Consider the following 20,142-nt stretch of genomic DNA (forward strand, 5'->3'; position numbering starts at 1 on the left):
CCATCTGGTAGGCTGCAAGCGGCTCGCCTGGGACCAAAATGGCAAACAAGAATATAGCAATCTTAAAACAAATGCTATAATAAGCCAGAATGCCGGGTGCAGACGGATTTGGGATGGACGCGGTTCGAGAGGATACCCGTGCGTGGCGGGGAGGGAGGTTCTCCATGAACGTGATTGTGGATCTGTGCATCATACCGATCGGAGTGGGCGTATCGTTATCGCCGTATGTGGCTGCCTGTGAAAAGGTCATTTCCCAGGCGGGCTTGAAGGGGGTGTTGCATGCGAACGGGACGAATATCGAAGGCGAATGGGATGCGGTGTTCGCGGCGGTCAAACGGTGCCATGAGGTCGTGCATGGCATGGGCGCCCCCCGGATCTCAACGACCATGAGGGTGGGGACGCGCACGGATCGTATCCAGACCATGGAAGACAAGGTGAAGAGCGTGCAGGGTAAACTGGGAGGGGCGGTTGAAGGCGTCTGACCGGCGGGGCGATGCCGCCAATATTGTGCTGATCGGCATGCCGGGGGCGGGCAAAAGTACGGTCGGCGTTATCCTCGCCAAGCTGGCCTCGCTGGACTTCATCGACACCGACGTCCTTATCCAGAGTTGCGAGCGCCGCTCACTCCAGAGCATCATCGACTCCCAGGGGTATCTGGCCCTGCGGGAGATCGAGGAACGCATCCTGCTTGGCCTGGAGTGCCGGGGGCACGTCATCGCCACGGGGGGGAGCGCGGTCTATAGCCGGCCCGCCATGGCGCACCTGGCCGAGAACGGGGTTGTCGTTTTCCTGGATGTTGACCTGGCTACCTTGGAGTCGCGGGCTCTGGACCTGGGGAGGCGAGGGATCGCGAAACACCCGGACCAGAACTTTGCCGAACTCTTCGAAGAACGCCACAGGCTCTACCTGGCGTGCGCCGACGTGGTGATCGACTGCCGCGGTCTTGGGCACGACCAGGTCTGCACCGAGATCCTCGGCACGCTGCACGTGGCGGGCTAGGAGGTAAAGGAGAAATTTCCATGCCTATTCTTCGCCAGATCGCCCAACTGGGCCAGCCGGTTCTCCGCCAGGAAACCGCCTGTGTCGGCAACCCGGCCGATCCGCTCATCCAGACCCTGATCGACGACATGCTGGCGACCATGGCCGAGGCCAATGGCGTCGGTATCGCCGCCCCCCAGGTCTTCGAGCCGCTGCGCCTGTTCATCGTGGCCTCCCGTCCCAATCCCCGCTACCCCCAGGCCCCGGCAATGGCACCCACCGCCATGCTCAATCCGGAGATCCTGTGGCGATCCGATGAGACCGAACAGGGGTGGGAGGGGTGCCTCAGCGTGCCCGGCATCCGCGGTCTGGTGCCGCGCAGCCTGCGCATCGGCGTGCGCTACCTGTCCCGCGGGGGCGGGGTATGCGAGGAGGAGTTGTCCGGCTTCATCGCCCGCGTCTTCCAGCATGAACATGATCACATCAGCGGCATGGTCTTCCTCGACCGGGTCGCAAGCAACCGTGACCTGATCAGCGAACGGGAGTACCTGCGGCTCGTCTCGGCCTGAAGCGGAGTTGCCATCGAATTCCAGTCCCAATTGAGGAGCATGACATGAAACACCATCCACGTATCGCGCTGGCAGGGCTGGCCCTCCTCCTGGCCATCTTCGGCCACGACCCTGCCTCGGCCGCCCCCAATGCTGGCGAATACCGGCTTTCAAAGGGACAGACCGTGTACGTGCCGGTCTATTCCAATGTCTTCAGCGGGCCGAAAGCGCTGCCTTTCAGCCTGGCGACCATGCTGAGCATCCGGAATGTGGACCTGCACAACCAGATGAGGGTCACCGCCATAGAGTACTACGACACCGGCGGCAAGCTGCTCCGCTCACACCTCGCCAAGCCGTTGACGCTGCCGCCGTTGGGATCCACGTATGTCTACCTGGGAGAGCAGGATACGGCCGGCGGATTCGGGGCCAGTTTCGTCGTCCGCTGGGATGCCCTCAAGGTCATCAACACCCCCATCGTGGAGTGCGTCATGATCGGCGCCAGATCCGGGCAGGGGATCTCCTTTGTCAGTCCGGGGCAGGTGATTAAAGAGAACACGCGCTGACAGCGGGCAGTAAAGAGATGATTTTTACCGGCCGGGATGCTATAGTCCCTGCCCACAAGCAGGTTTGAATCCCATGCGGGGGACGCAGGCAATGACACAGCAGAAGATCTATCTGGTGGGGGCGGGCATCACGGGCTGGGAGGGCTTCGGCTCCAAGGCGCTGGAGATTATCGCCAAATCCGAGGTGATGATCGGCCACGAACGGCACCTGGATTGCTTTCCCGATTTCGCCGGCGAAAAGATGCCCTTTGGCGAGCTTTCCGACATCCTGGATTTTCTGAAAAAGACCGAAAAGCGCGTGGCCATACTGGCGTCGGGCGATCCCACCTTCTTCGGCGTATCCCGTTTCCTGCTGCGCAACCTGGCCAAGGAACGCATCGAGATTTTCCCCAATGTCACCAGCATGCAGTACGCCTTTGCCCGCATCAAGGAACCGTGGGACGACTCCATCTTCGTGTCGGTGCACGGCCGCGGCCTGCAACCGGCGGTGGACAAGATCGTGGCCGCTGAAAAGGCGTGCGTGCTGACCGACAAGAACAATACCCCGGCCGCCATTGCGGCCGAACTGATCGAGCGGGGCGCCGAGGGGTATGAGGCGTGGCTGTGCGAGGACCTGGGGCTGCCGGGAGAGAAGTTCACCAAAACCTCGGTGCGCGGCCTGCTGGAGTTGCCGTTGCAGCCTTCCGGCCTCAATATCCTGATCCTGATCCGGACCTATGCGCCGAATCTCACCCACTACCCCCTGATCGGCATCGACGACGAGGAGTTCCAGACCTCCAAGAAGCTGATCACCAAGCAGGAGGTGCGGGCCGTCACCCTGGCCAAACTCCAGTTGCAGGATGACCTGGTGCTGTGGGACGTGGGGGCCGGCAGCGGCTCCGTCTCCATCGAGGCGTCCAACCTGATGCCCAATGGCCGTATCTTTGCCGTGGAGCAGAATGCCCAGTGCCTGGCCTTTATCCGGGAGAACCTGAAAAAGTTTACGACCCGCAACGTGAAGCTGGTGGAAGGGGAAGCGCCGGATGCCCTGGACGAACTGCCGGACCCGGACCGGGTCTTCATCGGCGGCTCGGGGGGGCACCTGGAGGAGATCATCATTACGGTGGACAGCCGCCTCAAACCGGAGGGGGTGGTGGTGCTGAACGCCGTGACCCTGGATACCTTGACCAAGTCGGTTGAATTTCTGGAAGACCACGGCTTTACGACCGAGGCTGCCTGCGTCAATATCGCCAAGACCCGCAACCTGACCGAGTACAAGATGTTCGAGGCCCAGAACCCGGTCTACGTGATCACCGCCCGCAAGGGGAACGAATAATGGCAACGATCTTTGCCGTCGGTGTCGGCCCCGGCGATCCCGAGTTGCTGACCCGCAAGGCCGAGCGCGTCCTGCGCCAGGCGGACGTGATCCTTGCGCCGGTATCCAATCCTTCCGAGGCCAGCGTCGCCCTGGCGACGATCCGCGGCTTTCTGGACGAAAGCCGCCAGGAGGTCATCGTCCACCCGTTTCCCATGACCTCGGACAAGGCCCGTTTGCTGCACGCCTGGCAGGAAGCGGCCGCCCTGATCGCCGTCCGGGCCGAGGACGGCAAGGATGTGGCCTTCGTGACCATCGGCGACCCGCTCTTCTATTCCACCTTTATCTATCTGCAGCGTATCCTGCGGGAGATCTGCCCCCATATCCCCATCGAGATCGTCCCCGGCATCTCCAGTGTCAACGCCTCTGCGGCCGCGGCCGGCATACCGCTGGTGGAGGCCGATGAGAAGATGGCGGTCATCCCCGCCACCGCCGGCGTGGAGAAGATCGCCTTTGCCTTGGCGCGGTTCGAAACGGTCGTATTGCTCAAGGTCAAGCCGGTCTTCGGGGATATTCTGGAGCTTATCCGGCAGACGGGCCGCGAACGGAGCACGGTCTTCGTGGAACGGGTCGGGAGCGGCCGCCAGATGGTCCTGACCGATTTTGCCGAGATCGCCGCCCATGCGCCCGATTACCTGTCGCTGATGATCATCAGATGTTCCTGCTGAAGCTTGCCGCCGCCAACCTCCTCATCATCGCCTGCGTACTGTTGGGCAGGCGCGTCCCGTCCCTGGGAGGACTGATCGCCGCCATGCCGCTCATCAGCCTGATCGTCCTGGTCTGGCTGGCCACGGACCGGCCGGGAGACGGAGCGCTCATCAACGGCTATCTTAAAGGGGTATTGTGGGGCCTGGTGCCCACCTGCGCCTTTTTTGCGGCGGCATACCTCTGTCTGCGGAAGGGGATGGGGCTGCCGGCGGCGTTGGGCATGGGGGGCGTCCTGTGGCTGGGAGGGGCGCTCGTACACCAATGGCTCTTGCGCTGAGAATAGTGTAACGTCAGAAACAACAACACCTTTCCGGTACTATTCGGAAAGGTGTTGTTGTTTTCAGGACATGGCCCACTAACCGGAGAAGTCCGGTAGAACAATGCGTTATAGCGTGCTCCCCTTGGCGGGGACGATCTCGTCGGTGGCCGGCGCGACAGGAACAGCAGGTGTGGCCGGAGCCACGGGCGGAACGGCGGCAGGCTGGCTTGCCGCTGCGGGTGGTGCAGGCTGTTCGACCTGCTTCGGCTGTTCCGCCGGGCGGGGCACCGGCTTGCTGGCCGGTGTGGTGCCCTTCTTCTCGTCGTCGGAATCATATTTCAGCAGCGAGACGATATCCCCGAATTGCTTGCCGTAGACCTCGGATTCCTGGGTCTCCCGCAACAGGAGGTCCTTTTGCCGCTGGTCCAGCGTTCGCCTGATGCCGTCGATGGTTTTGAACTTCAGGTCGGCCTTGCTGGAAAAGTTGGCTTCCGCCTCGCTGAAATCGGGATACTGGAGATTGATCAGGGGCGAGTATGATAGTATCCGCCCGCGGAAGTTGGGGTACTCCCAGAGGATGGTGCCGTCGCCGTCAAGTATCTGGGCAGTCAGAATGAGGTAGTTATAGTTGCTGGTCTGGGATGCCAGCAGGGTGTTGGAATACACCTTTTCGTTCTGGGTGAGGCCGCTGACTACCAGCAGCATGACCGCATCCAGATTGTTTTTCTTGAGATAGTCTCGCAACTCGTCGGTTTTCCAAAAGTATTTGTTATACCGTATGGTGGCGTCGTCCCGTTTTTCGCTGCGGAAGAAGAGATTGGCGAAGATGCGCTGCGGGTCGCCGTCCAGGAGTGCCACGGTGTAGAAGTTGCCGGTCGCTTTGAGCTTGCGCACGAGTTGCTGCTCATACTTGCGGTTCATGTCGCCAAGCAGGGCGACGAGTTGCTCTTTCTCGGGGTGTTTGATCTCGGAGTTCACATCGACGATGATGGGCGCCACGCCGAGGACCTTGACCTGTGCAGCAAAATGTTCCGCAGGGACATTGAAATGATTCTGGGCGCAACCGAACATCACCGCCAAAAACGGCAACAAGAACAGGCGTTTCATATTTCCTCCTCGGGCGTGCTTGATCCTTCATGATTTCAGCATGTTTTATATCAGATGCCCCGCCCCTTTTCCAGCTAATTTGACACCGCCGGGAGCCGCCTCGGGCCAGGTTTTTCCCGTCTCGCCATCATCTGCCGGATACGGGGCTGTCTCACCCCGGCACGCTCCTCCCCTCACGCGTCGCAGGGCGGGCGGCACGCTGGTTACTGCGGCAGCATATTTGGTTGACAATGTTCGTGTTCTTCCACTATTCTTGTTCGATAGACCTGCTTATCGAGAGTGGTGGAGGGAAAGGCCCTGCGAAGCCACAGCAACCGGCCAATGAGGCGTCAGGTGCTAATTCCTGCCGAAAGGCAAAGATGAGGGGTGTGCTGTAAACGTAGCGTTTCAGCCCCTTCTCATACCGCGTGAAGGGGTTTTTTCATGTCCGTCGGCATCGTCACGGCACAATCCAGAACCTTCGAGTCCGGCATCAGGCTGGACAGCGGGCGCCTCCTTGCCCCGATCACGCTTGTGTATGAAACCTACGGCCACCTCAACGCATCCCGTTCCAACGCTATCCTGGTGGAACACGCCTGGACCGGTGACGCCCACCTGGCAGGCAAACACCGGGAAGAAGATACCAAGCCGGGCTGGTGGGACGCCATCGTCGGGCCGGGGCGCCTGCTGGACACCGACCGCTATTTCGTAATATGCTCCAATGTAATCGGTTCGTGCCACGGCTCCACCGGTCCCACATCCATTAACCCCAAAACCGGCAAACGTTACAACCTCGCCTTTCCGGTCATCACCGTACGCGACATGGTGCGCGCCCAAAAGCTGCTGATCGATGCCCTCGGTATCGAAAAACTGCTCTGCGTCATGGGGGGGAGCATGGGGGGGATGCAGGCCCTGGAGTGGGCCACCCAACATCCCGGGAGTGTCGCCTCGGCCATCATGCTGGCAACGACGCCGCGTCCTTCTCCCCAGGCCATCTCCCTCAACGCCGTGGCCCGCTGGGCCATCTTCAACGACCCTACCTGGCGCAAGGGGGAGTACAAGCACAACCCCAAGGACGGTTTGGCCCTGGCCCGGGGCATCGGCCACATCACGTTCCTGTCGGACGAATCCATGAATACGAAATTCGGCCGGCGTTTCTCGGCCAAGGACGGCCAGTTCGACTTTTTCGGCCAGTTCGAGGTGGAGCGCTACCTGAATTACAACGGCTACAACTTCGTGGACCGCTTCGATGCCAACTCCTTCCTGTACCTGGCCAAGGCGCTGGATCTTTATGATGTAGCCCTGGGGTATGAATCGCTGGCCGAGGCCTTTGCCCCGGTCGCTGCACCGGTGCAGTTCTTCGCCTTTACCTCCGACTGGCTCTATCCCGCCTACCAGACCGAGGAGATGGTGGAGTGCCTGCGCGGCCTCGGGAAGCCGGTGGAGTACCACCTGATCACCTCCGCGTACGGCCACGACGCTTTCCTGCTGGAACACGAAACCTTTACCCCCCTGGTGCGGGACTTCTTCGCCCGTGTGGAACAAAGTGGGGCTCTGTGACGTTATGACGCTGGCGCTTAATGAATTCGAAAATAAGGGGCTTCTCAGAAGGTTGCGGCATGGGGTTGGCCGGGCCGTTGCCGACTTCGGCCTGATCGAGGAGGGGGACCGTGTCGCCGTGGCGGTGTCGGGGGGGAAGGATTCCTATACCCTGCTGCTGCTGTTGGAGGAGTTGCGGCGGCGCGCGCCCGTTTCATTCGAGATCGTGGCGGTCAACATCGATTCCGGGTACCCCGGTTACCGCACGGACGTCATCGAGCGGTTCCTGCGGGAGAACGGTTTCACCTACCGTATGGTGCCGACCGAGCACTATGCCCTGATTCAGGAGAAGCGTCGGCCCGGCTCATCCTACTGTTCCATCTGCGCACGCTTCAAGCGCGGCGCCCTCTATACGGCAGCCCAGGAGTTGGGGTGCAACAAACTGGCCCTAGGGCACCATCAGGACGATTTTATCGAGACCCTGCTCTTGAACCAGTTCTTTGTCGGTTCGCTCAAGTCCATGGCCGCCTCCATGCTGGCGGACAACGGCGAGACCGTGGTGATCAGGCCGCTGGTGTATCTGCCCGAAGAGGATATCATCCGTTTTTCCCGAGAAGCCGCCTTGCCGGTGGTCTGCTGCTGCTGCCCGGTCTGCGGCACCGCCGACCTGCAACGCAAGCGGATGAAACGGCTTCTGAAAGAGTTGGAAAAGGATATTCCCCATGTCAAGAACAGTCTGTTGAAGGCAATTTCAAACGTACACCCCCGCCACCTTCTTGATCGGCGATTGCAGGTAGCACTCCCCGATCCGTGCACGTCCGCCCCCCCGCTTGGCGGCACGGATGGGCAGCACGGCTGAAACATCCTTCCGCAGGTCAAGCCACGCCACATACCCGCCATACGCTACTACAATCAATCCCAGCAATACCATCGGTTCCATCGTGCACCTCCACATTGTTTTTAGGAAACAATAGCATGGGGGTGTGACAGTAAATGTCGCAAGTTTAGAAAGGGCTGCTTTTCGAGAAAGAGGAGGCAGAACTTGCGGTGGGAGACGGAAAAACGGAGACAGTCCGGTGCTACCAACTGGAGTGTTGCCTGTTTCAGGGTTCGCCGCGTTCGCCCTCTCCGGAGAGCAGAACCATATCCACGCGACGGTTCTTGGCGCGATTTTCAGGTGTGGAGTTATCCGCGACCGGGCGAAATTCTCCGTACCCGGTGGCGGATATCTTTTCGGGCTCCGCGTCGTAGTATTTGAGGAGGTATTTGAGGACATTGGTGGCGCGGGTGGTGGACAGTTCCCAGTTGGACGGGAACTGCGCGGTACTGATGGGGACGTTGTCCGTATGCCCCTCGATCCGCAGAGGGTTGTTATACTGGGTCATGACCTCGGCAATGGTGTTGATAAGCTCATAGGCGCTCTGCTTGATCTGGGCTTGGCCGGAATCGAAAAAGCCTGCCTCCTTGAGGCTGACGATCAGGCCCCGCCGGGTAATGGTGAGGTCGACCTTGTTTTGGGCGCCCTGTTTCACCAGATACGCCTCGATGGAAGATTTGATCTGGCGGAAGTCCTTCTCCTCGGCGCGGGTACGGGCCTGGCCGCTCCGCGACCTTCCGGACGGGGCAACGGACATCTCCGGCTTGATGGTCGGTATGATGCTGATCGGTTTGGACTGGATGACATTGATCTTGGGCGTGGGAGCACCGGCGGTGACCATGCCGAAGGATTGCTGAAGCGACTGCATGACCTCCTCGACCTTTTTCTTGTCGGTCTGGGACATGGCATACAGGGTGACGAATACCGCGAACAGGAGGGTAATGAAGTCGCCATAGGAGACCAACCAGCGTTCGTGGTTTACATGCTTTTCGGGCTCTCGCTTCAGTGCCATGGCGGGTTAGTGGGCGCCTACAAAGGCTTTGAGCTTCTGTTCGATGAAGTGCGGGTTTTCGCCGTTCTGGATGGCGATCAGCCCCTCAAGGATCATGACCCGCCGCAGCACCTCTTCCTTCATGCGGATCTTGAGTTTGGTGCCGATGGGGATGCAGACGATGTTGGCAACCATCAGACCATAGATCGTAGCGACAAAGGCCACGGCGATGCCGGCCCCCAGTTTGGAGGTGTCGGAAAGGTTGCTCATGACGTGGATCAGGCCGAGGACGGCGCCGATGATACCGATGGTCGGTGAGTAGCCGCCGGCCGATTCGAAGAACTCGACACTATGTTTGGTGTGATCTTCGTAGGACATGATGTCGGCTTCCAGGGTTTCCCGCAGCTTTTGCGGGTCAATGCCGTCAACCACCAGCGAAATCCCTTTCTTGATGAAGGGGTCCTTGGCCGACTGGGCCTCCTGCTCCAACGATATGAGGCCGTTGCGCCGCGCCTTGGTGGCATAGTTGATGATGTCCTTGACAACCGCCTCGTGATCGACCTTGGGGGGGAGGAAGGCGTTTTTGACATCCTTGAAGGCCTTGATGATGGCGGGAAGCGGGAAGCTTACGAACGTGGCGCCAAAGGTGCCACCAAGAACGATCAGGGCAGCGGTCGGCTGAATCAGGGCGCTCATGTGCAGCCCTTCCAACGCAGCGCCGCCGAAGACGGCCCCGAATCCCATTAACAAACCTATAAGTGTTGCTATATCCATGTGCTAGAATTCCTGGCTGTGAAATGGAACGCGCTCGTGCTCGTCGCGATTGGCGATGGAACGGTCTCTGTTCAGCGTGGCACTGCTAAAAAGATTTTTTTTCGTCTTATCGAGGTATTTCTTGCCCGCGGGGCCTCCGGCGCGTCGAATGATCCTGGCGCGGAATGCCACGACCTTGGTGATGATGTCGGCAGCGGGTTCCTTGACAATGAAGTGGTGACCGTTGAAGAGTGTTATGACCGTATCGGGTGTCTCCTCGATACTGACGATGTGGTCGGGGTTGACATACATCATCTGCTTGTCCAGACGGGTCAATGGGATCATAATACCACCGGAAATATGAATGTTTGTCTATAAATATCAAAAACAGTGTCAGGTCAAGAAGTTTTTGCCTGAAATTGAAAGCGGCACATTATCGTTCATTACAACAATGCATCGATAGCCGCAAAGTCGATGTAGCGTTCAGAGGTGGAGTTGATCAGTTCGATCTTTTCCAGGTCATCCGGGCCGATCTTCGAGACATGCTCCCTGAGGCGGTAGAAAACCTCCGAAGAGGTCTCCTCGACGCGGATATAGGGGATTTTGCTGTCGTCGAGAATCTGCTGGGTGATGAGCGACATGGGTGCGTGCCCGCTGATGACCAGGCCGGTCAGGCGCTTTTTGAAATCCGGTATATGGTGCAGCGAAGAGGCGGTGACAATCAACTCATCCCTCGAACTGGTTACTATGAGCAGTGTGGAATCCTCAAGATGGTCGATGACCCGCTGCGACGATGCCGCACCCAACTGGATATTATGGCAGATGCGGCTCCTCTCAGCGGGGTTCCCCTTGAGCGGCAGGCCGAGCATTTGGGCCACATGCTGCAAGGTCGGATGGGCCAGGACCGGGCTGTAATCGAAGGCACTCGTCACCAGCAGGTCGCTTCCGCTAAAGGCCTTTTTCAGATAGGCAAGGGAGCGTTCGCGCTTTTCCGGCAGCAGCTTGTTGACCATGATAACGCGAACGTCGGCTTTTTCCCGTTCGTAGAGTGCCAGGTTCAACTCCACGGCGTCTACCACATTGCCGATGCCGCCGTTGGTAACCATGAGCACCGGTGCGCCCGCCATGGTCGCCACCTGGGCATTGTTCGCCCCGACCACCGAGCCGACGCCACCGTGGCCCGCCCCCTCAATGATCAGAAAATCGTATTTCTGCTCAAGCTCGCGAATCGCGCCGGTGATAAGCATGCGGGGCGTTTCAGGGGCAATTTTGCCGTCCAGGAATTTTCTGGTCGAACCGGGTGTGAGGGTCATGGGCGACATGAGGTGCGCGTCCTCGTCCAGTCCGTAAACGCTGGCCACCATGGCCGCATCCATGTCCATGGTCAGGCCGTTGTACTCGATGCACTTGGGGCCGATCGGCTTGATGAAGCCGACCCGCTCATATTTTTTGCGGGCCAGATGCATGAGCGACAGGCTGATGGTGGTTTTGCCGCAATGCTGGCCGGTAGCGGCTATGAATATCTTTTTACACACCATAGAATGCTCTGCCATCCTTCCCAAAGCCATAAAACCGTCGAGAGTCCGACCGGCTGCCGCTAACCGTGGTTATGCCGCTTCAAGAAACCGCAGGAAGTGCTCTTCGCCGGCCTGGAAATGCAAAAAACGCACCCCCATGCCGCTCTTCTTGACCAGGTGGAAGAGGTTTTGCGGCACTTTCTTTGCCCACATAACCCGGGCATCAACCTGAACCAGATGGTCATCGACAGTAAATTCGATCCTGATTCTGCTGTTGGGCGGGCAGATATTGGCGGTTTTGATGAACATACCGGTTGTCGATAGGTCCTCGCTGAATGCTACGCGGTTGGCGCCGTCTATACCGAAACGGATCGTTAAACGCTTTTTGAGCCGCCGTATAATCCTCTTTTCGGTCATTATGGCCTCAAACTAAAGAGCTTATTATGTGACGAAAACGCCAAGACTATATCACAAAATCGCGGATGCGGGAGAAGAATTGAAAAAACGCGGGTTTTAGTTTTTTATTTTCGCTCCTGTGCAGGTATAAATTCAATTGACAGAGCCGCGTCAATACACTAGGTTAATGTAAACGCTGGGGGAGTTTCGACTGAGAGCGGCGGTGCGTCGCGACCCTTAGTACCTGATCCGGGTAATGCCGGCGTAGGGAAGCGCAAACATCCGATGTTCCAAGCCGCTTCCGCGGCTTTTTGCGTTTTAGGAGGTTGTTGAAAAACAGCCATCAGGCCTTCGTCCTCGAACGCCCTTTCGTGCGGCGTAGCGCTGCTACGCCTCCTCTGGGCGTTCTGCGGGGGGCGACGATCTGACTATTTTTGAACAACCTGGGTTTTTCAACAGCCTGTTCGTGACCCGTGCAGTCAGTTCGTACCGGGCGCTGAAGGAGAAAGCATGCACATTACACTGAATGGCGAACAGGCTGACATCGCCGAGGGGAGTACGGTCGCCGGGCTTCTGGAGCATCTGCAACTCCCGCGCGAACGGGTGGCGGTGGAGGTCAACCTGGCTATCGTTCCCAAGGCGGCCTACGACAGCTGTGGGTTGGCGGAGGGGGACAGGATCGAGGTCGTCCACTTCGTGGGCGGAGGATGAAAAACGGGTAGGGGAACGGTGGGGAAAAATCGCGCGTCAGCCCCCTGCGCCTGAAGTCAACACGTTGTTGAACAAGGAGACATTCTGCTATGACAACCCAAAAGGATACATGGACGATCGCCGGCCGTGAGTTTACCTCCCGCCTGATGGTGGGCACCGGCAAGTACGCCAGCTTTCAACAGACTGCCGCGGCCCTGGAGGCCTCGGGGGCCGAGATTATTACCGTGGCGGTGCGGCGGGTCAACCTGGACCGGAGCAAAGAATCGCTCCTTGATTATATCGACCCCAAGAAATACACCCTGCTCCCCAATACCGCCGGCTGCTACACGGCTGACGACGCCGTGCGCACCTGCCGCCTGGCCCGCGAGGCGGGCATGTCGGATTTCGTCAAGCTCGAAGTGCTGGGGGACGAAAAAACCCTTTTCCCGGATAACGAGGAGTTGCTCAAGGCCGCCCGGATCCTGGTCAAGGAGGGCTTCACCGTGCTCCCCTACACCAGCGACGACGTGATCATGTGCCGGAAGCTGGAGGATATCGGCTGCGCTGCGGTCATGCCGCTGGGGGCTCCCATCGGCAGCGGCCTGGGTATCCGCAACCCCTATAATATCAGGATCATCCTGGAGTCGGTCAAAATCCCGGTGATCGTGGACGCCGGGGTCGGCTCGGCCTCCGATGCGGCCGTCGCCATGGAGTTGGGCTGCGCCGGCGTGCTCATGAACACCGCCATTGCCGGGGCCCAGGACCCCATTGCCATGGCCCGCGCCATGAAGTTGGCCGTGGAGGCGGGACGGCTTTCCTACAAGGCCGGCCGGATTCCCCGCAAGCTCTATGCGAACGCATCCAGCCCCCTGGACGGCATGATTGCCTGACAGGTTGTTGAAAAACAGCCATCTCGCCGCCATCCTCGAAAGCCCCTTGTGCGGCGTAGCGTTGCTACGCCTCCGCAGGTCTTTCTGTGGGTGCGACGATCTGCCTATTTTTGAACAACCTGAGTTTTTCAACAACCACCTTCACGGCTTCTCTTACGTTATGTTCACCATGTACCCATGAAACCCATTGATTTCTCTCTCTATCTGATTACCGACCGCGCCCAGACCGCCGGTCGGCAGCTCGTTGACGTGGTGCGCACTGCTCTGACCGGCGGGGTGCGCGCCGTGCAACTGCGGGACAAGGATCTGCCGGACGGCGAATACTTGGAGCTTGCCCGGGCGCTTCGGGTACTGACCCGGGAGTTCGGAGCCCTGCTCTTCATCAACAGCCGGGTCGATGTCGCCCTGGCGGTGGGGGCCGACGGCGTCCATCTGGGGGCGGCCTCCGCGACCGTGGCCGAGGTACGTCAACAATACGGCAAGGGGATGGTGATCGGCTATTCCAGCCACGGCTTGGCTGAGGCGCGCCAAGCGGTGCATGACGGGGCGGATTTCATCACCTTCGGCCCGGTCTTTGCGACCCCCTCCAAGGCGGCCTATGGGGAACCGCTGGGGTGCGCAGCCCTGCAGCGGGCGGTGGAGGCGTTGCCGGTCCCGGTGTTTGCCCTGGGCGGCGTGAAGTCGGAGAACCTGCCCGCAGTTCGGGAAGCCGGCTGTAGCCATGTCGCCTTGATCTCGGCCGTCAGCGCCGCCCCCGATCCGTGCCGCGCAACGCAGGAACTCCTGGCAAACCTGGGAAACCCGCTGTCCACCGCCGTCCATCACGAACTGCGCATCAACTCCTACGGCCATTACCTGCGCCGGCGCTTCGGCTGCCGGATCAGCAAGGTCAACGTGGATGCCGGCTTCACCTGTCCCAACCGGGACGGCAGCAAGGGGACCGGCGGTTGCATCTACTGCAACAACGTCTCCTTCTCCCCCAAGGACACCCAGCCGGTCATCCCGCTGGAAGAACAACTCTCGGCGGGCATGGCCTACCATCGGCACCGTCTCGGTTCCGAAAAGTTCATCGTCTATTTCCAAAAATACACCAACACCTACGCCTCCGCGGATGTGCTGGCCGACCTCTACCGCCGCGCTCTGGCCCATCCCGATGTGCTCGGGATCTCGGTCGGCACCCGGCCCGACTCCCTGACCGATGGGGCGCTGGAACTGCTGACGGAGATCGCCCGCGATCATTACGTCTGCCTGGAGTTGGGGCTGCAGTCCCGGGACGACGCCATCTTGGCGCGGATCAATCGCGGCCATACCGTGGACGATTTCGTTGCGGCTGTGAAACGGGCGGCGGGGCGGAGTTTCGATATCTGCGCCCACCTGATCCACGGCTTTCCCGGGGAACGGCGGGAGGAATTCCTCAAAAGCGCCGACCTGATCGCCTCCCTGCCGATCAACTCGGTCAAGCTCCATCAGCTCCATGCCGTCGAAGGGACCGAATTGGCCGCCATGTACCGCCGGGGCGAATTCGTACCGCTCACCCTGGAGAAATACGTGGCCGCGGCCGCCGATTTTCTGGAACGGCTGCCGGCCCATGTCACGATACAGCGCCTGTACGGTTCGGCACCGCTGGCGATCTGTGTTGCTCCCCGATGGGGGCTGAAGAACAACCAGATGTGGTTCGCGGTGATCAACGAACTGCGGCGGCGCGGCACGTGGCAGGGGTATCGGGCCGGCTAGCGGGGATGTATTCGTTTTCCGCCGGGAAAGTGCTTTTTTCGACCGCCCGGCGGTGCTATAGTAACCGTCCGCAAAGATGCCACGCCTCTGCCGCACTTAAAATAGTCAAGGAGATTCACTATGTCCGACCTGCGCGTCCGTTTCGCACCCAGCCCCACCGGCTACCTCCATGTGGGGGGAGCCCGTACCGCCCTGTTCAATTGGCTGCTGGCCAGAAAACAGGGGGGCACCTTCATCCTGCGCATAGAGGACACGGATGTGGAACGTTCCACCCAGGCCTCCATCGACGCCATCCTGCAGGCCATGGAATGGCTCGGGCTGGACTGGGACGAGGGCCCCTTCTACCAGACCGACAACTTCGACCTCTATCGGGAGTATGTCCAGAAGCTGCTGGAGGCGGGCAAGGCCTACAAGTGCTACTGTACGGCCGAAGAGCTGACGGCCAAGCGCGAACAGGCCATGAAGGAAGGGCGCAAGCCCAAGTATGACGGCACCTGCCGCGAACTGGGCGAGCAGCCGGCCGACAAGCCGTTCGTGGTCCGCTTCCGCGCCCCCCAGGAGGGGGAGGTGGCCTTCGACGACCTGATCAAGGGGCGCATCGCCTTCCCGGCCGAGGAACTTGACGACCTGATCATCCAGCGCAGCGACGGTACGCCGACCTATAACTTCTGCGTCGTGATCGACGACGCCATCATGAAGGTCACCACCGTGATCCGCGGCGACGATCATGTCAACAACACCCCGCGCCAGATTCAGCTCTACGAGGCACTGGGCTTTCCGGTGCCCAAATTCGCCCACGTTCCCATGATCCTGGGGAGCGACAAGGCGCGTCTCTCCAAGCGCCACGGCGCCACCAGCGTGATGGCCTACCGCGACATGGGTTTTCTTCCCGAGGCGCTGGTGAACTATCTGGTACGTCTGGGGTGGAGCCACGGCGACGACGAGATCTTCACCCGCGAGGAGATGATCCAGAAGTTCGACATCACCAACATCGGCCGCTCCGCCAGCGTCTTCAACACGGAGAAGTTGCTGTGGCTGAATGCCCATTACATCAAGACCGGCGATCCGGCACGTCTGGCCGGGCTGCTCCTGCCCCACCTGGAATCACGCGGCATCGACCCCCAGGGCGGGCCCGAGGTGGCCGCGGTGGTAAAGACGCTTCAGGAACGGGCCCAGACCCTGGAAGAGATGGCCGACCGGGCCGCCTTCTATTTCAAGGCCCCCGACGCCTACGACGAGGCCGCCCTGGCCAAGTTCGACAAGGAACACCTGCGGGCGGTCTACGACGCGGTGGCCCAAAGGCTGGCAACCGTCGCCACCGCCACGGCCGAGGATATCGACGCCCTGTTCAAGGAGATTTGCGCCGACAAGGGGTGGAAGATGGGCCAGGTTGGACAGCCGGTACGCGTCGCCCTCTCGGGCGGCAGCCAAGCCCCCGGTATCGGCGATATCATCGTCACCCTGGGGATCGGGGAGGCCGTCAAGCGGATTGCCAGGGCTAGGGAAACCGTGGCTGCGTAGCGAAGAAAACAGCGCGTGACCGCAGATTCGGGATGCCACTGCTTCGGTGGTTACCTGTCTGAATCGTTAGGGGCGCATGCAATGCGCCCCTACTGTTTATAGCTCTCTTCCCCCTCTTCCTGACATCCTTCTGAAGTGTGGTACACTCTTCACCATGGGCACGACCATCACCATATCCCCGGTGAGCCGCATCGAGGGGCACGCCGCCATCACCATCCAATTGGACGCGGCCGGACAGGTGGCGGAGGCCCGACTGCACGTCCGGGAATTCCGCGGTTTCGAATCCTTTTGCCTGGGGCGTCCCTTTTGGGAGATGCCGACCATCACCGCCCGGATTTGCGGCATCTGCCCGGTCAGCCACGCCCTGGCCGCGGCCATGGCCGGGGAACACATCATGGGGGTAGCCATCCCCCCGGCAGCGCAGCACCTCCGCCGGATTCTCTCCCTGGCCCAACTGATCCTCAGCCATTCCCTCAGCTTTTTTCACCTCTCCGCCCCGGACATCGTCCTCGGCCTTGACAGCGACCCCACGGAACGGAATATCGTCGGCGTGGCGCGCCACCGCCCCGAGGTCATCCGCAAGGGGGTCCGCCTGCGCCAGATCGGCCAGGAGATCGTCAACCTGATCGCCGGCCGCCGCCTGCACCCGGAACATATCGTGGCAGGGGGCATGGGTGAGCCGTTGGGCGAGGAGGGGCGCGCCGCCATCGTCGCCCTACTCCCCGAGGCGCGGGAGTTGACGCGCTTTGCCCTAGATCTGTTGCGGGAGCGGAGCGAGGGCTTTCGGTCCGAGATGGGCAACTGCGGCGATTTTCCCAGTCTCTTCCTGGGGTTGGTGGGCGTGGACGGGTGCCTCGACCATTACAGCGGCCGGCTGCGGTTCATGGATGCGGCCGGCGGGACGGTCGGCGACCTGGTGCCGGAGGAGTACGCCGCCGCCATCCGTGAGACCGTGGCCACCGACAGCTACCTGAAGCCCACGGAATGTATTTTTGGCGAGGATCGTCTCTACCGTGTCGGCCCCCTGGCCCGCCTCTCCGTGGCCCCGTTCGCGGCTGCGCCCCAGGCGGAGCAGGCCCGCAAGGAACTTCTGGGGGGGCGGCGGACCTCCACCGCCAGCCTCGATTACCACCAGGCCCGGTTGATCGAGATGCTCTACGCCGTGGAGCGGATCGCGGGCTTGCTGGACGACCCGCTGTGCGTCGATCGTCAGTTCCTGGCCCGAGCCGGAGTCAACGCCTCCGAGGGAGTCGGCGTCACCGAGGCCCCCCGCGGCACCCTGATCCACCATTACCATGTGGACCGTGACGGCCTGTTGACCGGGGTCAACCTGATCGTGGCAACGGCCCATAACAGCCGCGCCATGGACCGGACCATCACCGACATCGCCCGACAGCATCTCCAGGGGGGGGCGCTCGGCGAGGGGCTCCTTAACCGGGTCGAACACGGCATCCGCCTCTACGACCCCTGCCTTTCCTGCGCTACCCATGCGGTCGGCAGAATGGGCATGACCGTCACGCTGAGATCGGCCGACGGGAAGGTGCTGGACAGGGCTGTCCGGTAAGGCTAGAATAACCCCATGAGTTCGAGTGCATCCCTCTTCAACCTGACCACATCCTATACCCCCCGCGGCGACCAGCCCCAGGCCATTGCCGAACTGGTGGAAGGGATCGAGCGCGGCGACCAACATCAGGTATTGCTGGGGGTGACCGGTTCGGGCAAGACCTTCACCGTGGCCAACGTCATCGCCCAGACCGGCCGGCCGGCTCTGGTGCTGGCCCCCAACAAGACCCTGGCGGCCCAGCTCTACGGCGAGTTCAAGGAACTCTTCCCGGACAACGCCGTGGAATACTTCGTCTCCTACTACGACTATTACCAGCCGGAAGCCTATCTCCCCACCACCGATACCTTCATCGAGAAGGATTCATCGATCAACGACGAGATCGACAAGATGCGCCACTCGGCTACCCGCAGCCTCCTGACCCGGCGCGACGTGATCATCGTGGCCTCGGTCTCCTGCATCTATGGCATCGGCTCGCCCGAGGCCTATGCCAGCCTGCACATCTTCTTCCACCAGGGGGAGGATTTCGGCCGCGACGCCCTGCTAAAAAAGTTGGTGGAGATCCAGTACGAACGCAACGATATGGACTTCCACCGCGGCACCTTCCGGGTGCGGGGCGACGTGGTGGAGGTCTTTCCCGCCTACGACAGCGACAAGGCGCTGCGCATCGAGTTCTTCGGCGACGAGGTTGAGGCCATCAGCGAGATCGACCCGTTACGAGGGGTGGTGCTCCAGAAATTGGCCAAATGCGCCATCTATCCGGCATCCCATTACGTCTCCACCCGCGAGACCCTGGAAAAAGCGGTGGAGCAGATTCGCGTGGACCTGGGGGAGCGCCTCCGCTATTTCGGGGAGCGGAACATGCTGCTGGAGGCCCAGCGCATCGAGCAGCGCACCTTTTTTGACATCGAGATGATGGAGGAGATGGGGTTCTGCCAGGGGATCGAGAACTATTCCCGCTATTTCGACGGGCGCACGGAGGGGGAGCCCCCCTACACCCTGATCGACTATTTCCCCGAGGATTTCGTGCTCTTCGTGGACGAGTCCCATATCACCATCCCCCAGGTGGGGGGCATGTACCGGGGAGACCGCAGCCGCAAGGAAACCCTGGTGCAGTATGGCTTCCGTCTGCCGGCGGCCCTGGACAACCGGCCGCTCAATTTTCAGGAGTTCGAACGGCGCATCCGCCAGGCGGTATACGTCTCGGCCACGCCGGCGGATTTCGAGATGGAGCGGAGCGGTGGCGTCTTCGTGGAACAGGTCATCCGCCCCACCGGGCTGGTGGACCCGAAGATCGAGATCCGGCCGGCGACGGCTACCCCCCCTCAATCCCCCCCTAAACTAGGGGGGGAGGCTGCACTCGGCCAGGTGGACGATCTCCTCCACGAGGTCCGGGCAACCGTGGCCAAGGGTGAACGTGTACTGGTGACTACCCTGACCAAGCGCATGGCCGAGGAGTTGACCAACTATTATCGGGAGTTGGGGGTCAAGGTGCGCTACCTGCACTCGGACATCGTCACCATCGAGCGTATGCAGATCCTGCGTGATCTCAGGATGGGGGAGTTCGACGTACTGGTGGGCATCAACCTGCTGCGGGAGGGGCTGGACCTGCCGGAGGTTTCCCTGGTGGCCATCCTGGACGCCGACAAGGAGGGGTTCCTCCGTTCCGCCCGCTCCCTGATCCAGACCTGCGGCCGGGCCGCCCGCAATGTGGACGGCCGGGTGCTGATGTACGCCGATGTGGTGACCCGCTCCATGCAGGCCTGCCTCGACGAGACCGAGCGCCGTCGCGTCAAGCAGTTGGCCTATAACCAGGAGTTCGGCATCACCCCCGAGACGGTCAAAAAGGCGATGGGCACGATCCTGGGGTCCATCGAGGAGAAGGATTACTACACCCCGGCGAGTGGCGTGGCCGAGACGACCGAGGAGTACTTAGCGCCCAAGGAGATCCCCAAGCTGGTCAAGAAGCTGCGCAAGGAGATGCTGGCGGCGGCCAAGGCGCTGGATTTCGAAACCGCCGCCGGATTGCGGGACCGGATCAAGCGGCTGGAGGAGATGGAGTTGGCGCTGCGGTGAACCCGGCGAATCTTTTAAAAACAAATCCGCCACAGAGACACGGAGACACAGAGGTACACAGAGAAAGGCAAAAGGTTTTTTGAGGTAAAACAATTATCTGG

21 protein-coding genes, 1 pseudogene and 2 riboswitches are annotated in these 20,142 nt (G+C 60.8%); of the genes and pseudogenes, 16 read left to right on the forward strand and 6 right to left on the reverse strand.

Going from position 1 to position 20,142, the window contains the following annotated elements:
* Positions 1-164 precede the first annotated feature (164 nt).
* From F6V25_RS01455 to F6V25_RS01485, 7 genes are all read left to right on the forward strand, one after another.
* Positions 165-482 (forward strand): MTH1187 family thiamine-binding protein, encoded by a 318-nt coding sequence (locus F6V25_RS01455; RefSeq protein WP_151126570.1) that lies wholly within the window; start codon positions 165-167, stop codon positions 480-482.
* Complete coding sequence (locus F6V25_RS01460) at positions 469-999, forward strand: shikimate kinase (protein ID WP_246166926.1); 531 nt, start codon at positions 469-471, stop codon at positions 997-999. The genes F6V25_RS01455 and F6V25_RS01460 overlap by 14 nt, the downstream gene beginning before the upstream one ends.
* A gap of 20 nt (positions 1,000-1,019) precedes the next feature.
* Positions 1,020-1,547, forward strand: a complete 528-nt coding sequence (gene def, locus F6V25_RS01465) for a peptide deformylase (RefSeq protein WP_151126572.1) — start codon at positions 1,020-1,022, stop codon at positions 1,545-1,547.
* A gap of 44 nt (positions 1,548-1,591) precedes the next feature.
* The gene (locus F6V25_RS01470; protein ID WP_151126573.1) at positions 1,592-2,089 is read left to right on the forward strand and encodes a DUF3124 domain-containing protein; all 498 of its coding nucleotides are present in this window, start codon (positions 1,592-1,594) and stop codon (positions 2,087-2,089) included.
* Positions 2,090-2,180: 91 nt separating this feature from the next.
* A complete protein-coding gene (gene cbiE / locus F6V25_RS01475; protein ID WP_151126575.1) occupies positions 2,181-3,404 on the forward strand; it encodes a precorrin-6y C5,15-methyltransferase (decarboxylating) subunit CbiE in 1,224 nt (407 codons plus the stop codon).
* A complete protein-coding gene (gene cobI / locus F6V25_RS01480; RefSeq protein WP_151126576.1) occupies positions 3,404-4,111 on the forward strand; it encodes a precorrin-2 C(20)-methyltransferase in 708 nt (235 codons plus the stop codon). The genes cbiE and cobI overlap by 1 nt, the downstream gene beginning before the upstream one ends.
* Positions 4,099-4,428, forward strand: a complete 330-nt coding sequence (locus F6V25_RS01485) for a DUF3147 family protein (RefSeq protein WP_151126578.1) — start codon at positions 4,099-4,101, stop codon at positions 4,426-4,428. The genes cobI and F6V25_RS01485 overlap by 13 nt, the downstream gene beginning before the upstream one ends.
* A gap of 108 nt (positions 4,429-4,536) precedes the next feature.
* Here the strand turns inward: F6V25_RS01485 and F6V25_RS01490 are convergent, their stop codons facing one another.
* On the reverse strand, positions 4,537-5,517 hold the full coding sequence (locus tag F6V25_RS01490; RefSeq protein WP_151126580.1) for a hypothetical protein: 981 nt from the start codon (positions 5,515-5,517) through the stop codon (positions 4,537-4,539).
* A 267-nt stretch (positions 5,518-5,784) separates the two neighbouring features.
* A riboswitch (SAM riboswitch) is annotated at positions 5,785-5,883 on the forward strand.
* A 57-nt stretch (positions 5,884-5,940) separates the two neighbouring features.
* On the opposite strand from F6V25_RS01490, the gene metX reads away from it, so the two are divergent.
* Positions 5,941-7,056 (forward strand): homoserine O-acetyltransferase MetX, encoded by a 1,116-nt coding sequence (gene metX, locus F6V25_RS01495; RefSeq protein WP_151126582.1) that lies wholly within the window; start codon positions 5,941-5,943, stop codon positions 7,054-7,056.
* A 4-nt stretch (positions 7,057-7,060) separates the two neighbouring features.
* Complete coding sequence (gene ttcA, locus F6V25_RS01500) at positions 7,061-7,894, forward strand: tRNA 2-thiocytidine(32) synthetase TtcA (protein ID WP_151126584.1); 834 nt, start codon at positions 7,061-7,063, stop codon at positions 7,892-7,894.
* Between the two features lie 244 nt (positions 7,895-8,138).
* Here ttcA and F6V25_RS01505 read toward each other — a convergent pair whose 3' ends face one another.
* From F6V25_RS01505 to F6V25_RS01525, 5 genes are all read right to left on the reverse strand, one after another.
* Positions 8,139-8,924 (reverse strand): OmpA family protein, encoded by a 786-nt coding sequence (locus F6V25_RS01505; protein WP_151126586.1) that lies wholly within the window; start codon positions 8,922-8,924, stop codon positions 8,139-8,141.
* Positions 8,925-8,930: 6 nt separating this feature from the next.
* On the reverse strand, positions 8,931-9,677 hold the full coding sequence (locus F6V25_RS01510; RefSeq protein ID WP_149307459.1) for a flagellar motor protein: 747 nt from the start codon (positions 9,675-9,677) through the stop codon (positions 8,931-8,933).
* Positions 9,678-9,680: 3 nt separating this feature from the next.
* Positions 9,681-10,001, reverse strand: a complete 321-nt coding sequence (locus F6V25_RS01515; RefSeq protein ID WP_151126588.1) for a flagellar FlbD family protein — start codon at positions 9,999-10,001, stop codon at positions 9,681-9,683.
* Positions 10,002-10,099: 98 nt separating this feature from the next.
* Positions 10,100-11,191 carry an AAA family ATPase gene (locus tag F6V25_RS01520; protein ID WP_151127195.1) on the reverse strand — a complete coding sequence of 364 codons (1,092 nt, stop codon included), beginning with the start codon at positions 11,189-11,191 and terminating at the stop codon, positions 10,100-10,102.
* A gap of 72 nt (positions 11,192-11,263) precedes the next feature.
* Positions 11,264-11,590 carry a PilZ domain-containing protein gene (locus tag F6V25_RS01525; RefSeq protein WP_151126590.1) on the reverse strand — a complete coding sequence of 109 codons (327 nt, stop codon included), beginning with the start codon at positions 11,588-11,590 and terminating at the stop codon, positions 11,264-11,266.
* A 167-nt stretch (positions 11,591-11,757) separates the two neighbouring features.
* A riboswitch (TPP riboswitch) is annotated at positions 11,758-11,857 on the forward strand.
* A gap of 222 nt (positions 11,858-12,079) precedes the next feature.
* Here F6V25_RS01525 and thiS point away from each other — a divergent pair.
* From thiS to uvrB, 7 genes and pseudogenes are all read left to right on the forward strand, one after another.
* Positions 12,080-12,280: a sulfur carrier protein ThiS gene (gene thiS, locus F6V25_RS01530; RefSeq protein WP_151126592.1), complete on the forward strand. Its 201-nt coding sequence runs from the start codon at positions 12,080-12,082 to the stop codon at positions 12,278-12,280.
* A gap of 89 nt (positions 12,281-12,369) precedes the next feature.
* Positions 12,370-13,149 (forward strand): thiazole synthase, encoded by a 780-nt coding sequence (locus F6V25_RS01535; RefSeq protein ID WP_151126594.1) that lies wholly within the window; start codon positions 12,370-12,372, stop codon positions 13,147-13,149.
* 177 nt (positions 13,150-13,326) lie between these two features.
* Positions 13,327-13,944 (forward strand): annotated as a pseudogene (thiE, locus tag F6V25_RS17150) (thiamine phosphate synthase); the annotation flags it as partial.
* A gap of 9 nt (positions 13,945-13,953) precedes the next feature.
* The gene (gene mnmL, locus F6V25_RS17155; protein WP_218043524.1) at positions 13,954-14,883 is read left to right on the forward strand and encodes a tRNA modification radical SAM protein MnmL/YtqA; all 930 of its coding nucleotides are present in this window, start codon (positions 13,954-13,956) and stop codon (positions 14,881-14,883) included.
* A gap of 120 nt (positions 14,884-15,003) precedes the next feature.
* Positions 15,004-16,404, forward strand: coding sequence for a glutamate--tRNA ligase (gltX, locus tag F6V25_RS01545; RefSeq protein ID WP_151126598.1), 1,401 nt, complete (start codon positions 15,004-15,006; stop codon positions 16,402-16,404).
* A 154-nt stretch (positions 16,405-16,558) separates the two neighbouring features.
* Positions 16,559-17,968 carry a Ni/Fe hydrogenase subunit alpha gene (locus tag F6V25_RS01550; RefSeq protein WP_151126600.1) on the forward strand — a complete coding sequence of 470 codons (1,410 nt, stop codon included), beginning with the start codon at positions 16,559-16,561 and terminating at the stop codon, positions 17,966-17,968.
* Positions 17,969-17,983: 15 nt separating this feature from the next.
* Positions 17,984-20,041 (forward strand): excinuclease ABC subunit UvrB, encoded by a 2,058-nt coding sequence (uvrB, locus tag F6V25_RS01555; protein WP_151126602.1) that lies wholly within the window; start codon positions 17,984-17,986, stop codon positions 20,039-20,041.
* Positions 20,042-20,142 lie beyond the last annotated feature (101 nt).

The organism is Oryzomonas japonica (assembly GCF_008802365.1).
In the GTDB taxonomy this organism is placed as follows: domain Bacteria; phylum Desulfobacterota; class Desulfuromonadia; order Geobacterales; family Pseudopelobacteraceae; genus Oryzomonas; species Oryzomonas japonica.